The sequence below is a fragment of the Psychrobacter sp. Ps2 genome (assembly GCF_022129405.1).
GTDB lineage: Bacteria > Pseudomonadota > Gammaproteobacteria > Pseudomonadales > Moraxellaceae > Psychrobacter.
Genome location: NZ_JADQAM010000045.1, coordinates 25,923 through 41,249, shown reverse-complemented (window position 1 = coordinate 41,249; position 15,327 = coordinate 25,923). Strand labels below are relative to the sequence as shown.

At 43.4% G+C, this 15,327-nt stretch carries 11 protein-coding genes; 5 read left to right on the top strand and 6 right to left on the bottom strand.

The window, feature by feature from the left end; all coding sequences use genetic code 11:
* Nucleotides 1-201 precede the first annotated feature (201 nt).
* Nucleotides 202-3,105 (bottom strand): RNA polymerase-associated protein RapA, encoded by a 2,904-nt coding sequence (gene rapA, locus I3254_RS05300; RefSeq protein ID WP_238051907.1) that lies wholly within the window; start codon nt 3,103-3,105, stop codon nt 202-204.
* A 454-nt stretch (nt 3,106-3,559) separates the two neighbouring features.
* Between rapA and I3254_RS05295 the strand changes: the two genes are divergently transcribed.
* Entirely contained in the window at nt 3,560-4,507 is a 948-nt protein-coding gene (locus I3254_RS05295; protein ID WP_238051905.1) for an NAD(P)-dependent oxidoreductase, read from the top strand.
* Between the two features lie 11 nt (nt 4,508-4,518).
* On the opposite strand, the gene I3254_RS05290 is transcribed toward I3254_RS05295, so the two are convergent.
* Entirely contained in the window at nt 4,519-6,144 is a 1,626-nt protein-coding gene (locus I3254_RS05290) for an NAD(P)/FAD-dependent oxidoreductase (protein ID WP_238051903.1), read from the bottom strand.
* Nucleotides 6,145-6,240: 96 nt separating this feature from the next.
* A complete protein-coding gene (locus I3254_RS05285; RefSeq protein ID WP_238051901.1) occupies nt 6,241-6,954 on the bottom strand; it encodes an RluA family pseudouridine synthase in 714 nt (237 codons plus the stop codon).
* Nucleotides 6,955-7,434: 480 nt separating this feature from the next.
* On the opposite strand from I3254_RS05285, the gene trxA reads away from it, so the two are divergent.
* The 3 genes from trxA (at nt 7,435) to I3254_RS05270 (ending at nt 10,100) form a co-directional block, all read left to right on the top strand.
* The gene (gene trxA, locus I3254_RS05280; RefSeq protein ID WP_057761928.1) at nt 7,435-7,761 is read left to right on the top strand and encodes a thioredoxin; all 327 of its coding nucleotides are present in this window, start codon (nt 7,435-7,437) and stop codon (nt 7,759-7,761) included.
* 525 nt (nt 7,762-8,286) lie between these two features.
* A complete protein-coding gene (gene rho, locus I3254_RS05275; protein WP_055125334.1) occupies nt 8,287-9,555 on the top strand; it encodes a transcription termination factor Rho in 1,269 nt (422 codons plus the stop codon).
* 317 nt (nt 9,556-9,872) lie between these two features.
* Nucleotides 9,873-10,100, top strand: a complete 228-nt coding sequence (locus I3254_RS05270) for a hypothetical protein (RefSeq protein ID WP_101204904.1) — start codon at nt 9,873-9,875, stop codon at nt 10,098-10,100.
* 195 nt (nt 10,101-10,295) lie between these two features.
* On the opposite strand, the gene I3254_RS05265 is transcribed toward I3254_RS05270, so the two are convergent.
* Nucleotides 10,296-11,183: a neutral zinc metallopeptidase gene (locus I3254_RS05265; protein WP_238051899.1), complete on the bottom strand. Its 888-nt coding sequence runs from the start codon at nt 11,181-11,183 to the stop codon at nt 10,296-10,298.
* Nucleotides 11,184-11,711: 528 nt separating this feature from the next.
* Here I3254_RS05265 and I3254_RS05260 point away from each other — a divergent pair.
* Nucleotides 11,712-12,068, top strand: a complete 357-nt coding sequence (locus I3254_RS05260) for a hypothetical protein (protein WP_238051898.1) — start codon at nt 11,712-11,714, stop codon at nt 12,066-12,068.
* A 246-nt stretch (nt 12,069-12,314) separates the two neighbouring features.
* On the opposite strand, the gene I3254_RS05255 is transcribed toward I3254_RS05260, so the two are convergent.
* Together I3254_RS05255 and pheT are read right to left on the bottom strand one after the other, a co-directional pair.
* Nucleotides 12,315-12,614, bottom strand: a complete 300-nt coding sequence (locus tag I3254_RS05255) for an integration host factor subunit alpha (protein WP_057761935.1) — start codon at nt 12,612-12,614, stop codon at nt 12,315-12,317.
* 214 nt (nt 12,615-12,828) lie between these two features.
* The gene (gene pheT, locus I3254_RS05250) at nt 12,829-15,240 is read right to left on the bottom strand and encodes a phenylalanine--tRNA ligase subunit beta (protein WP_238051895.1); all 2,412 of its coding nucleotides are present in this window, start codon (nt 15,238-15,240) and stop codon (nt 12,829-12,831) included.
* Between the last annotated feature and the right edge of the window lie 87 nt (nt 15,241-15,327).

Sequence of the window (15,327 nt, the reverse complement as noted above, 5' to 3'; positions counted from 1 at the left end):
CACCGAATATTTATTTTCTATAGAAAAGGTAAACATCTTACCCAATATTGGTGGCTTTGACTAGTTACTGTCGGCTTACTCATAAGTATTGCTTGTCTGTTTTTGCCAGATAAATCACAACTAAAGATCAAAACAAGTAATCTCAACCATAAAAAAACGAGATGTATAATAACACCTCGTTTTTGAAAAATACGTCGATGTTTATGGCTTAACTGCTACGAGTACGCGAATAGAATCCGGCACTAACGATAAGTTACCAAGTGCTTGCTCACCTTGAGCTTTAAGCTGCTCTAGACGCTCAATCTCTTCAGGGCGTACGTTTGGATTGATCGTCTGTAGGTGTTTTAGACGCTTGATTTCACGTGACCACTGCTGGCTGAAGCGGCTACTTGCTTGCTCACCAATCTCAGCAATTTGCTGACGAGCGATGTCTTCAGCTTCGTAATAACGCTGCTCAATCACATCACCGCGTACTTTAATAACTTGGCGGGCACGGTTTTTGTCCAAACGCTCAACGTGCGGCATAATCATCTCAGCACTGATACGAGCCGATAAATCACTACCTTGCTCACTGATAAAGACACGGATGTTTTGCGTGGACAAAGTCGCTGGCAGGTTAAGCACTTTTGGCGCGATTGCTTCAACACGGAAATTTACCTCTAGCAGTACCATACCTTGCGGAACAGCGGCACTTTTGAGCATGGCAACTGTCGTGTTACCAAAAGTGCTGGTACTCGCTAGCTCATAAATTGCACGCATCAATGGATGCTCGTGAGTGATGAATTCGATATCTTCACGCTGAAGCGCTTGCTCACGCTCGAAGGTCAACGTCATACCGTCTTCATCACCAAGTGGCAAGCCATCAATATAATCACTAATCTCAGTGCTATCGATAGGCGCGATCACCCACGAGCCATCACGCTGGATATTGTGATCGATATTGGCAGAGGCAAAGAAACGCTCAATAAAGTGCGGCAGCAAATTATTACCATCGAAGTCACGCATAGCATCGGCGATACGACCTGCGACACGCGGACGACATGAGTTGTACTCTAACAGACGATCACGACCAGCTTGTAGCTGTGCTTCTAGTCCCAAACGTGTCTGTAGCGCCTCGTCAATAATGTCTTGCAAGATGACATTGTTCTCAGAAGTATCAGCACCCTCAAGCATTGGCTTAAGCTCTTGAATATATTGCTCTTGTACGCTTTGTGCGGTTGGCGATATCTGATTGAACATGTTCAGCGCATCGTTATACCACTGATACAGACGCTCTTGCGCTGTACCTTGTACGTAAGGTACATGTAGCATAATTTGCTGCGTCTGACCGATACGATCTAGACGGCCGATACGCTGCTCTAACGTATCTGGATTAGCAGGCAAATCCCATAGTATTAACTGGCTTGCAAACTGGAAGTTACGACCTTCTGAACCAATCTCTGAACACAGTAGTATCTGCGCGCCTTCACTATCAGCAAAGAATGCGGCCGCTTGGTCACGCTCAAGCAAAGTCATCTGCTCAGTAAAGATAGCTGTTTTGATACCTGCATGCAGACGCAACACCGCTTCTAAACTCTCTACCGTCGCGCCACTACGAGCGATTAATAGAACTTTTTGATGCTTAAGCTCACCGCGCAAAATATCAATCAACCAAGAAACACGTGGATCATCTTCTAGCCAGCCACCGTCTGGTTGGTTTTCTTCGCCCCATAGCTGCTCACGCAACTTGCCATTGGTTTGATAGCTATCTTTCCATGCTTCAGGAAGTGGCAATGGATATGGCTGACTACTACGGCCATAGAATCCTTTGACACTCTCACGAGTATTACGGAACAAAATACGACCTGTACCATGACGATCTAACAGCTCATTTAGTGCATGCGTTCGTAGTTTTTCATCTTCATTGATTGAGGATAGCTCTTCAATACTAATGTCTAGTAGGCTACTTAAAGCAGCGATTTGACCTTCATTCAATGGCTTTTCTTCTATTAAGACGCCAGCAACTGCTGCTGTTTCTGCAAAAGCTTCTTGACCATCGATAAACTCATCCAAATCATCAAAGCGATCTGGATCAAGTAGACGCAAACGGGCAAAGTGACTTTGCGCACCAAGCTGCTCTGGCGTTGCTGTCAATAGCATCACGCCTGGCGTTTCTTCTGCGAAATCTGCAATCAAGTCATACTTATCATTGCCGCCCTGTGCTTCATCCCAATGCAGATGATGCGCCTCATCAACGACCAATAAATCAAACCCTGCATCCATCGCTTGATCGTATAAGTCTGGGTGATCGAGTAATAGATCCATGCCACCAATGATACATTGCTCAGTGGCAAAGACGTTTTGTTCAGGATCGTGTTCTTTGATAGCCGCAGTACGCACTAGATCAAACAAGGCAAAGTTTAGGTTAAAGCGACGACGCAGCTCAATCATCCATTGATACTGCAAACTATCGGGCACTAAAATCAACACACGCTCAGCTTTGCCTGTTAGTAACTGCTGATGAATAATCATGCCCGCTTCGATGGTTTTACCAAGGCCAACTTCATCAGCCAATAGTACACGCGGCGCGATACGCTTGCCAACTTCATGTGCGATATATAGCTGATGCTCGATGATATCGACACGTGCACCCATTAGACCTTTTAGTGGATGACCTGCCAGCGCTGACTGCATACGCAGGATATCTTGACGCAGCTCATACCAGTCACCGCGTTCAATACGGCCAGCAAGCAAACGCTCAAGCGGCTTGGCCAACGTGATATTGGCAGCAAGGCGGGTTTCCATTATTCCTTTAGAAGCAGTGCCGCCCTCGTGCTCATCGACGCCATATTTAAGTACGCCCATGACTTCATCAACGGCATTGACCGTATAGCTTTTGCCATCTTGGTCGTAGATGCTATCGCCCACCTTAAACACCACGCGCGATAATGGCGCAGAGTTTTTTGCGTAGACGCGTGTCTCTTCACTTTGCGGAAATAAAATATGCACACATCGGTCGTCAACATCGATGACCACACCTAAGCCAAGCTCAGACTCCGTATCAGATAAATAACGTTGACCAACGGCGAATTCAGTACTGTGCAATGAAGCAATAGAGATAGTCATAAGGCGATGTCTTTTGTACTCAGATAATGAAATTTAGATAGATAGCTTAGAAAACAGCAATGGCGGCTAACAATAGCTAAATAAGGTTGTTCACACCATAAAATGTCAAAAAGACATAGAAGAAGTGCCACAACACCAATCAAGCCAATCGTTAAGCCCAACCATTATATAACGTTAGCGGGTAGATGAGTGCGTTAAGTTGACTTTTCAAGAGGCAGCTTGCGATAGCTATGATTTTATCAGCTATTTAATCGATACTATGTCAGACCAATATACGATTGTTAAATAATACAGATTATCCTATTTCAACAGCAGCTTATATCTATTCAATCGATATTTGGCCAATTCGTTTTTGACTAAAAATATCAACGTGCTACATTAAGCCGATAAGAAATCATGCGATAGCCGTTTATTCGCTAATTATCTATAAGACAACAATAAGTAAGGATTAGCCATGCAAGCCGTTTTTTTAGATAAAGGTACTTTTTCTGAAGGTATTGACCTGCCCGCGCCAATGGGTGTGAGCGATTACATCACTTATAACGACACGCCAAAAGACACGGCTGTCATCATTGAGCGCTGCAAAGACGCCGATATTATTATCACCAACAAAGTCCAGATTGGTGCTGAGGTGATAAAGCAATTACCGAAACTTAAGCTTATCCAACTGACTGCTACTGGCATGAATAACGTCGATCAAGAGGCTTGCGATAAGCACGGTGTTGCGCTGTTCAATGTCGCTGGCTATGCGGTCAAAAGCGTGCCCGAACACACATTTATGCTCATGCTGACAGCGATGCGTGCTGGTATTCATTATCATCAGAAAGTCGCTGATGGCACGTGGCTGGCAAACGGTAATTTTTGCCTGCTGGATATTCCGCTGATTGATTTGGAAGATAAGACGTTAGGTATTATTGGTATTGGCACTATCGGCAAGCGCGTGACCGAGATTGCTCGTGCCTTTGGTATGACCGTACTGTGGGCAGAGCACCAAGGACGTGAACCACGCAGCGACGACTATACCGCGTTTGATGAAGTGCTGGCACGTGCGGATGTGATCAGTCTGCACTGCCCATTGAACGAACAAACTGAGCATCTTATTAATAAAGATACTCTGGCAAAAATGGTTAAACAACCGCTCATTGTCAACGTCGCCCGTGGCGGCATCGTTGATAGCCAAGCATTAACTGACGCGGTTAATAATGAGCAAATCATCGGCTATGCTAGCGATGTGTTTGAACAAGAACCGATCGCCGATAATGACCCTTTGCTCAGTATCAGCGACCATCCGCGTGTTATCTTTAGTCCGCATAATGCATGGGGCAGCAAAAGCGCTCAAGAGACCTTGTGGCAGATGTTAAGCAAGCAAGTGGCCGATTTCATCGACAATCATCATCAATAATTACCAAGATACTAACGACTGAACCGTAACCAGTCGTCTTTTACCTTACGATACTTAAGCATGACTCTATCGCTTAGATAGTTGTTGGTCACGAACCAAGGATAGCGATCGCCTTGCTTAGGTAGCTCGTCTTTGCCGCGTCTGACATATCCAGACGATAGCGAACCCATTACGGTATCTACTTGAGCACAGGCTGTCATATCTGCAGTCTGTGCTTGTGGCATGGCGACTTGATAACGGTTTTTATGCATATACCCCAGTAGCCTCACTACATACTGACAAGCCAAATCGATTTTTAGTGTCCATGAGGCATTGGTATAGCCAAACAGTGCAGCCATATTAGGTATGCCTTCTATCATGACTGCCTTATAAGTCATACGCGTGCCGATATCGACGGCCTGACCGTCGATATATACCGCGGCCCCACCCAACATCTGTAGCTTTAAGCCAGTCGCAGTAACGATGATATCAGCGTCGAGATGCTGGCCAGATTGCAGCATAATTCCCGTTGCCGTAAAGTGGCCGATTTGATCGGTCACTACTGTTGCGCGTTTGTCCTGTAAAGCTTTGAATAAATCACCATCAGGCACCGCACATACTCGTTGATCCCATGGATTATAGTCGGGCATAAAGTGCTTGCTGTCGACGCCGCTACCTTTCAGCTCTTTTTTCACCCCATTTTTTAAGACTGCCTTCATCACCTTGGGCGCGTGAGTTGCAACTTTGTACAGGCCTTGCTGTCTCAACACATTACGCGCGCGTAGTACCGTATAGGCCTGCTCTTTTGATAATGGTGAAAACTTGCCAGATAGCCAGTCAATAGCATGGTCATCACCCGGCACGCTTGCCACATAGGTCGGCGTACGCTGCAGCATCGTGACATGACGCGCACACTGATTACTGTCTTTATCTACTAGCGCAGGTAGCAACGTCATCGCTGTGGCACCACTACCAATAACGACGACTTTTTTATCATTATAGTCTAGATTATTCCAGTGCTGCGGATGAACGATTTGACCGTGAAAACCCTCCTCTCCATCAAAATGAGGGCGATAGCCTTGTTCATAATCATAATAACCAGTGGCACCTACGATAAACTTGGCAGTTTTAACAAACCTCTCACCGTTTGCATAGTTTTTGATGGTTGCTGACCACTGTTGATCCTCACTAGACCATGATATCTGCTGAACTTCATGCCGATAATGAATATGTTCGGTCACCCCAAACTCGCGTGCCGTATCGGCGATATAGCGTTTGATATCATCGCCTGCTGCAAGCATTCTATAATCAAGCCACGGCCTAAAATTATAGCCAAAGGTAAGTGCGTCAGAGTCAGAGCGAATCCCCGGATAGGTAAATAAATCCCATGTACCACCCAAATCAGCACGCTTTTCTAAGATAGCAAAGCGCTGTGGAGGTTTATGCTTATTAGTCGAATTTACCTGCTTTTGCTTTTTGGGAGCTTTATGACCGAATAGGCCTTTATGCTGCTGTTGCTGTAAACGGCAAGCCATACCAATACCTGCAATACCCGCACCGATGATCAATACTTCATAGTCGGCTACTTTATCTGTCTTTGACTTGTTACCTTTAAAGCGGTTTTTGATAGCCTGTTTGGTCGTGGTGATATCAAGCATACTTTCATCCTTGTATTTACATGACTGGCATTTTATAGCTGGCTTTAGAGCCGCTGTTTATCGCATCTATTAACAGCAAGCGGTAAAATCTAACTCTTAAAATGGGCAGGGACTCTCCCAGTCCATCCAAGCACCCAGTACTGGATGCTTTAAACGCAATTGCTGTGCATGTAAGTTCAATCTTGGAGCTATCTCTAATGCCGCACCTTCAGCATAAATCGGATCGCCAATCATCACATGATCGACATACACCATATGTACGCGTAGCTGATGACTGCGGCCTGTGACTGGCTTTAGCATGACCCGAGTAACTGCCTCACCATTACAGGTTTCATGAGCCACAACTTCATACAACGTCAGTGCATGCTTTGACCAGTCGTGATCGACGATATGGCGCGGTTTGGTACTTGGCTCATAGCGTACTGGCACCGATATCTCCCCAGTTGCGCCGACCTGCTCCCATTCACCAAAAACACGTGCTTGGTATTTCTTTTGCGGTAGACGCTCGATGAATTGCTTACTGATATTGGTTTGCGCTGCTGCATTTTTTGCAAAAATAAGCAGTCCCGAGGTGTCCATATCTAAGCGGTGAATCAATTTGACAGCTGGATTGGCACGCTCAAGACGAGCAAGCAGACTGACTTTGAGTGTTTTACCATCGACGCTTAATAGGCCTGCAGGTTTATCAACCACCCAAATGTCATCGTCTTCGTAAACCGTAATTTCTTGCGCAAAATTTTTAAAAAACTCAAGCGGATAAGCGCCTTCTTGGGCATTGAGGGCATTAACTTCTTCATCGGTAAAAGGCATAAATTTAACTACTTATGTAAATTGGTTTTAAGATAAGGATTTTTGGTGGCTAATATTTTAGACACGATAGCTATATTTGGCACGACAGCCATTTTAGGAACAACGGTTATATGGACAAAAGGGCAAAACTTTGACTGATTTTTAACGTTATTAATATCGCTAGCTACTAATCACTGGCTACTATATAAACGAGGTAAACATAAGACTTCTATCTGGCTGAGATACATACTTTGATAAGGATAATCGTATTAAATAACAGATTAGACACTCTTGTGCTGCACCGTTTCGATTTATTGTGCTAATACTAGTTGTTAAACAATTTAACCAGCCTGTATCTGTCAAATTAGGGCAAACATGTTAATATAATGGCACATTTTCACCCCTTCTAAACAATTCTTTGACCACCAACTGATTTATTATTAAACCAATACATATGTTGATGAGTGGTGATAGAAGTAATAAAACAAGAGAGATAAAATTATGTCAGACCTTATTGTACATACTACCGACACAGACTTTGATCAAGACGTTCTACAATCAGACGTACCTGTACTAGTAGACTTCTGGGCGCCATGGTGTGGTCCTTGTAAAGCCATTGCTCCTATTTTAGAAGATCTAGCGACTGAGTACCAAGGTAAAGTTAAAATCGTTAAAGTAGACGTAGACAACAACCCACAAGCGGCTAGCCGTTTCGGTATTCGTAATATCCCAACGCTATTTGTATTCAAAGATGGCGAAAAAGTTGACTCAGTAATGGGTCTACAGCCAAAAGCTGAATTGGCTAAAGTACTAGACAAGCATTTATAAGTTACATTTGCTCGCTCTAGGTTACCTTGAGCGGGTAAAATAGAATAAGCGAGAAAGCCATTATCTGACTAAGATAGTGGCTTTTTTGCTTGTTTTTTGTGCAAAAAACTCGATAATGTGACTTTTTTGGCAAAATTTATTGACAACGCTATTGTGAAGACCGTATAGTCTGCTGACAAGAGAAAACCAACTGTTTTCCTAAGTATCTTGTCGCTATTCTCCTCGTGTTTATCAACAAAAACACAATCGTCATTATAAACACCATTGCTGAACAAAATGACTAAACGCAATTACTGATATTGAGTTTTTGACGCAGACTCTTATGTAGCCTTTTTTATCCTTATTTCTTATTACCTTGCCTCCAATGATGGCAATGCGTACATAAGCAGACATATAAAACCAAAACTACATAAACTACAGCGCTGTGCACACACCCATATCATCATATTACCGTTATTTTAATCACTGTCGTGACTTGTGCTGCTAATGGCATCTCTCATCTGATCAATTGCTAATGACCTATCTATGAATCTTACTGAATTAAAGAAAAAATCAATCGCTGAGCTATTGGCTATCGCCAAAGAAATGGGTCTTGATAATATGGCGCGTAGCCGTAAACAGGACATTATCTTTGCTATTCTAAAAACCCATGCGCGTAACGGTGAAGCCATTTATGGTGACGGCGTACTTGAGGTTCTTCCTGATGGTTTTGGATTTTTGCGCTCATCAGAAGGCTCATATTTAGCCGGTCCTGATGATATTTATGTCAGCCCTAGCCAAATTCGCCGTTTCAGTCTAAAAACTGGTGACAGTATCGCTGGTACGATTCGTCCACCAAAAGATTCTGAGCGTTATTTTGCATTATTGAAAGTTGGCGAGATCAACTTTGATACGCCAGATCGCTCACGTCATAAGCTTATCTTTGAGAACCTGACGCCCCTATTCCCAACTGAGCATTTAAAACTTGAGCTTGGTAACGGAACCACTGAAGATTTGACTGGTCGTATCATCGACTTGATTGCACCGATTGGTAAAGGTCAGCGTTCTATCATCGTCGCACCGCCAAAAGCGGGTAAAACGATGTTGCTACAGACCATCGCGCAATCAATCACTCGTAATAATCCTGAATGCTATTTGATCGTACTATTGATTGATGAGCGTCCAGAAGAAGTCACCGAAATGGTACGTACAGTACGCGGTGAAGTGGTTGCTTCTACTTTTGATGAGCCGCCACAGCGTCACGTACAAGTTGCTGAAATGGTCATCGAAAAAGCCAAACGTTTGGTTGAACACAAGCAAGACGTAGTGATTTTACTTGATTCAATTACGCGTTTAGCGCGTGCTTATAACACGGTTATCCCATCATCAGGCAAAGTATTGACGGGTGGTCTAGATGCCAATGCTCTAGAACGTCCAAAACGTTTCTTTGGTGCTGCGCGTAACGTGGAAGAAGGTGGTAGTTTGACCATTATTGCCAGTGCATTGATTGATACTGGTAGTAAGATGGATAGCGTTATTTTTGAAGAATTTAAGGGAACGGGTAACCAAGAGATTACGCTTGAGCGTGACTTGGCTGAGAAACGTGTATTCCCTGCGATTAATATCAAAAAATCTGGTACACGCCGCGAAGAGCGTCTATTGGATGAAGACAAGCTGCGTAAAGTATGGATTTTACGCAAACTACTTCAACCGATGGATGGCGTACAAGCTACTGAGTTCTTATTGGATCGCCTAAAAGAAGCGAAAACCAACGATGAATTTTTTGAGCAAATGAAGCGTAAATCACAAAACTAATTCTTGATTAGTTTGCTAGCCATATTTAGCTTTGATTTGATATTAAGACTACCTATAGGTAGTCTTTTTTATGACAGTATCGAACTATTAATAGTTAAGCCAATTAAACTATGCTGCACTGTCGTTCACAGGCATTGCTGATGATACAGTACGGCAACATCGCTTACATCTCGTTTGCAAAGATTAGCGTTTTTACTACGACTATATTATTGGTAACGGATTATTATGACAGACAGTAGGAATATACTTGAAAATATCATGGACATAGTATTTTGAAGGTATTGTATTTTAAACTTGATGACTTAATAGGTGATAATATGAAATTTGCTAAAACGATCGCAATGACTGCAATTACTAGCTCAGCCCTAATCATGACTGGTTGTAACTCGTATAGCGGTATGAGCAATACAGCTAAAGGTGCTACCGCTGGCGCAGCAGCTGGTGCTCTTATTAGAAGCAAAGGCGACAGCAAAGATATCGCTCGTGGCGCATTGGCTGGTGCAGCGATTGGCGGTGCTGGTGGTTATGTTCTTGACAACAACTAAATCTTTCTACGCTGATATTATTTGACAATTGATTAAGTAATATCAGATAAAAGATAATAAAAATCCTGCAATTCGTTGCAGGATTTTTTATGTTTTAATTTTGATTATAAGTCTATTCGCTAGACTTATAATCAAAAACATCAGTATTAGAAATACATCGTTAGTCAAATACATGACTACTAATATGTATGGCCGTTAAAGTGCACCACTGAACGTATCGCAAGATTGTACATTACCGCTTTCTAGACCACGGGTGAACCATTCGACACGTTGTTGACTGCTACCATGAGTAAAGTTATCAGGCACTACTGCACCACCACTCGCTTTCGCTAGACGATCATCACCGATTTGACCAGCTGCATTCACCGCTTCATCAAGATCACCAGCTTCTAAAAACTGTACTCGCTCTTGATTGCGCTGAGCCCATACACCAGCAAAACAATCCGCTTGCAACTCTTGCAATACTGATAGCTTATTGGACTGTGCTTGCGTCACTTGCTGACGAGCTTCATTGACCTGTTGGCTAATGCCCAGTAGTGTCTGTACATGATGACCTACCTCATGTGCTATCACGTAGGCCTGTGCGAAATCGCCAGCCTTGCCTTGGTTCTCTTCACCACCAGAGCCTTGCTGATCGCCTGATATGCCAAGATTTTGGCGCATCTCTACAAAAAATGACGTATCCAAATAAACAGTCTGATCCCCTGGACAATAAAATGGACCAGTTGCAGAGCTAGCACTACCACATGCCGAGCTAACCTGACCATTAAACAAAATCAATGACGGCTCTTGATAAGTGCTACCAGCTTCGTTAAAGATTTGATGCCAGACTTCTTCTGTATCTGCTAGTACAACTTTCACAAACTGCGTGTCTCGGTCTGTGCTGGTTGCCAGCTCGGTAGATGACTCACTGCCACCACCTGTAACCGCTTGACCTGTCTGTAATGCGGTCATTGGGTTTACCCCAAATACCAACCATAAAATACCTGCGATGATAATACCGCCAATACCACCGCCGATCATCTTACCGCCACCTGTGCTAGAACGCACATTCGAGCTGCCTCGTCTACCTTGCCATTTCATAATTCTATTCCTCAAATATAGATTGATTCACTATTTCTATTAGCCACTGCTTCTATTAAGCATTACTGATGTTATATATTATTTAGCCAGCTAATTCACGCTATGACCCAGTCTACTATCCTAAAAGCAAGGAGAAACCTATAAAATTGCTAACTTAACTAGGATTTATGTAATACAGGATGACCATCTCACCATTTAAATTCATTTTTATCCATAAAAACGGGGTTAATATCAAAAATTCGAGATAAGAAACAAGAACCAAAAAAGCGCTCAATCCCTCTGATGTCATTGATTATACGTTGATTAATCTGGCTTCTTGTATTAAAAAGTATATCGAATAGACAAAGTAAAATATTATTTTAAATTTTATTGTTACTTAATTGTACAGACTATTTCTATTTACTTAGAAAACCTATAGAATGCGTGGAAGCTGAGTAGCTGCGACTAAGACTAGTTGAATTCTGAGAAATCTCGGATTTCGACCTTTGTTGCTGCTACTGCTCATTTCATTTTTCCGGAGAAAACCATATGAAACTTAAATTACTTGCTCTAGCTGGTATCATGACTGCAACTATGGGCCTTACTGCCTGTGATAGCAGCAAAGAAAACGCTGCTGAAGATTTATCTGACGCACAAGAAGAAGTGCAAGACGCTTCTGAAGAGCTAAACGAAGCTGCTGCTGAAGGCGAAGTAACTGCTGATGCTGACGCTGCTGTTGCTGAAGCTGAAGCTGACATCGCTGATGCTCAAGTTGCAACTGCTACTGACGAAATCGATGCTGAAGTACCTGTAGACGGTACTACTACTAGCGTTGACGTAGCTAGCGAAACTGATACTGCTGCTGTTGAAGCTTCTGACGAAGTAGTAGTTGAAGAAGCTCAGTAATTTATTGTTCATACAATAGATAAACTGTAGTAAAAAAAAGAGAGCCTATGCTCTCTTTTTTTATGTCTATCATTTATGTTCTTAGTAGGATTTTACTTTATAGATAACCCTAATATACGATGTGTGCTGCAATATCTAAATATATAGATGTACGCAAAAATAACTAAGTGCAAATACGCACTAGCATTCTTATAAACTCACGATAAAACAGACACACTATCGTTCAGCGCAGTGCCAAACTAGGTATTAGCTATCAAACAAACGCTCGTCAACCTTCTGACGAAATTTCTGCCCTGTCTTAAAAGTAACCACACGGCGCGCGGATACTGCAACAGGCTCCCCTGTTTTCGGGTTACGGCCTGGACGGCTGTTTTTATCTTTAAGCTCAAAGTTGCCAAAGCCTGAAAGCTTGACCTCTTTGCCATCAATCAAACTCTCTGACAGCTCATCAAAAAAGTTCTCCACCAGACAGCGACCTTCTTGGCGTGTTAGGTTTAGGTGACTCATCAAATGCTCAATCATGTCAGATTTGGTTAAGGTGCTCACAGTACGACTCCTATGCTATGTCGTGATGTCGAATATCATGGTTTAGCGGTATGAGGGTTAAGGCTAGCTATTATAAAGGTTTTTTGACCGTTTTTAACAAAGTCTTCATTAAAATCCTTTATTAATAACCACTTAACTTATTCTATGAATAGCAATGCTCCGTAGCCTCATGGTAAAAAGACTACAGAGCATTGGGTATAATACTTACTAAGTGTTAGCTGTCGCGCAGCTGTACAGAATGCTGGTCAGTTAGCGCTTGTACCACTTTATCTGTGGCAGTCTTGACGGCTTCATCAGACAGCGTTTGCGTACTGTCTTGCCATATCAGTGCAAACGCTAGTGAGCGCTGGCCTGCTGGTACTTTGTCACCTTGATAAACATCAAATAACCAAAGATCAGTCAGCATATTACCTGCCGCAGTTCGCACGGTTGTCTCTAGTGTCTGCAAACTGATGTCACTGTCTACCAAGATAGCAATATCGCGGCGTACCTGCGGGAACTTGCTTGGTGTCGTGATAGCATGCTGCTCACGTGCAATCGTCAATAGCGGTGCCAGTGACAATTGAGCGACCCATGTAGTCGGCAAATCTAATTGCTTAGCAGTGTTTGGGTGCAACTGGCCCAACCAACCAATATATATATCATCGATATATAACTCAGCGCTTTGTCCTGGATGCAGGAAGCTCAGCGTACTACGCTCGTAGCAGATACGTGCACTATCGATTTGTGCTGGTAATAGCTGCTCAATATCATGCTTTAGGTCATAAAAATCTAAGGCACGGTTTTGATAAGCTTGCTCGCTCCATATATCACCAACTGCGACTAAAGCAATACTTGGCGTTTGTACTAAGTCACTAATACTTTGTCCAACAAAGCTAAGACCCGTCTCAAAGAAGCGTACACGTGGCTGCTGACGATTCAAGTTATATTGCACGCAAGGCAATAGGCTCGATAGCAAGGTACGACGCATAACGGCTAAATCACTAGAGATAGGGTTTGCCAGTGCCAACACCTCTCCTAGCGCTTCGTCGTCAAGCAATGCTTCTAGTTTTGCATCACTAAAGCTAAAGCTAATCGCTTCCATATAGCCGTTGTCGACTAATGATAGCTTCATCTCATGGGTCAAATCCGCAGTATCATCATAATCCATACTGACTTGTAAATGTGGCAGGACGCTTGGAATATTGTCATAGCCATAGATACGAGCAATCTCTTCGATTAAATCCTCGCGGATACTCATATCAAAACGATAAGATGGCGGCTTGCAAACTAGTGAATCGCTCTGCTGCTCTACGTCAAAACCCAATTGGGTCAAGATACGTACCATCTCAGATGGCTCAATATCAATCCCAATGACATCACGAACTTTCGCGATTGGCAATGTAATTGGTGCGCGTGCTGGCAAATGCTCAAGGTTTTCGGCCATGACTATTTGTCCTGCTTCCCCGCCAGTGATACTGGTGATTAAATCACAAGCTCGTGCCAACGCCAATGCTGGCAATTCAAAATCGACCCCACGCTCAAAACGCTGTGATGCGTCCGTATGTAGCCCAAAACGGCGTGCACGCGCAGCGGTAGCTAACTGATTAAAGAAAGCACTTTCTACAACGATATTGGTGGTACTATCAGTGACACTGCTACGCTGACCACCCATGATACCAGCCAGTGCCAAGGCACCCTTATCATCAGCAATCACCAGCTCATCACCCGTCAAGGTAACGGTTTGCTCATTCAGCAAAGTAATGGTTTCATCAGGCTGTGCCAAACGTACAACGATATCACCTTCGATCGTGTCTGCGTCAAACGCATGTAACGGTTGACCCAATTCCATCAATACATAGTTGGTCACATCGACCAAGAAGTTATGTGAACGTAGTCCTGATTGTACCAGCGCATCTTGCATCCATTTCGGAGTATCGATGCTACGATCAATATTGTGAATCGACTGCAACAGATAGCGAGGGCACGCTTCCTTTGCATCGACTGTCACAGCTGGTGTTGCGGCAGTACCAGCGGTATTGGCCGAGATTTCTGGCGTTTGTACAGGTAAGTCGTTGATGACAGATATTTCACGAGCGATACCACGTACGCTAAAGCAATCACCACGGTTTGGGGTGATTGAGATATCCAATATTTGATTATCTAAACCTAGATATTCACGGATATCGGTACCAACTGGTGCATCTTCAGGCAGCTCAAGCAAGCCATCTACATCATCGACTAAATCAATTTCAGAAGCGCCACATAGCATGCCATTTGAGGCCACACCGCGTAGTTTGCTTTTTTTGATTTTAAAGCCCGCTTTACCATTACTGGCATCATCGCTTGGCAATACCGCACCAACGGTAGCAACCGGTGCTTTCATACCGACGGTCACGTTAGGCGCGCCGCAGACAATTTGTAATGGCTCAGCGTCACCGATATTTACCTGCGTGACACGCAGTTTATCTGCATCAGGATGCTGCTCAACGCTGATGACTTCACCGACAACCACACCGCTAAAAGCACGGGCAACTGCATAGCGATCATCAATCTCAAGACCTGCCATAGTCAACTGTTCGGCTAACTGTTCGCTAGTATTTGTAGGGTTTACCCACTGACGTAGCCACTGTTCGCTAATTTTCATAAATATCTCGGATCAGAATTTTATAATAAAGATGTTGGAGTAAAGCTTGGCGAATTCACTTGCTATAGTCAATCCTATATAAATCAG

Coding starts and splice junctions, on each gene's coding strand:
- I3254_RS05295 (WP_238051905.1), top strand. CDS start 3,560: ATGCAAGCCGTTTTTTTAGATAAAGGTACTTTTTCTGAAGGTATTGAC.
- I3254_RS05265 (WP_238051899.1), bottom strand. CDS start 11,183: ATGAAATGGCAAGGTAGACGAGGCAGCTCGAATGTGCGTTCTAGCACA.
- rho (WP_055125334.1), top strand. CDS start 8,287: ATGAATCTTACTGAATTAAAGAAAAAATCAATCGCTGAGCTATTGGCT.
- trxA (WP_057761928.1), top strand. CDS start 7,435: ATGTCAGACCTTATTGTACATACTACCGACACAGACTTTGATCAAGAC.
- rapA (WP_238051907.1), bottom strand. CDS start 3,105: ATGACTATCTCTATTGCTTCATTGCACAGTACTGAATTCGCCGTTGGT.
- I3254_RS05270 (WP_101204904.1), top strand. CDS start 9,873: ATGAAATTTGCTAAAACGATCGCAATGACTGCAATTACTAGCTCAGCC.
- pheT (WP_238051895.1), bottom strand. CDS start 15,240: ATGAAAATTAGCGAACAGTGGCTACGTCAGTGGGTAAACCCTACAAAT.
- I3254_RS05290 (WP_238051903.1), bottom strand. CDS start 6,144: ATGCTTGATATCACCACGACCAAACAGGCTATCAAAAACCGCTTTAAA.
- I3254_RS05260 (WP_238051898.1), top strand. CDS start 11,712: ATGAAACTTAAATTACTTGCTCTAGCTGGTATCATGACTGCAACTATG.
- I3254_RS05285 (WP_238051901.1), bottom strand. CDS start 6,954: ATGCCTTTTACCGATGAAGAAGTTAATGCCCTCAATGCCCAAGAAGGC.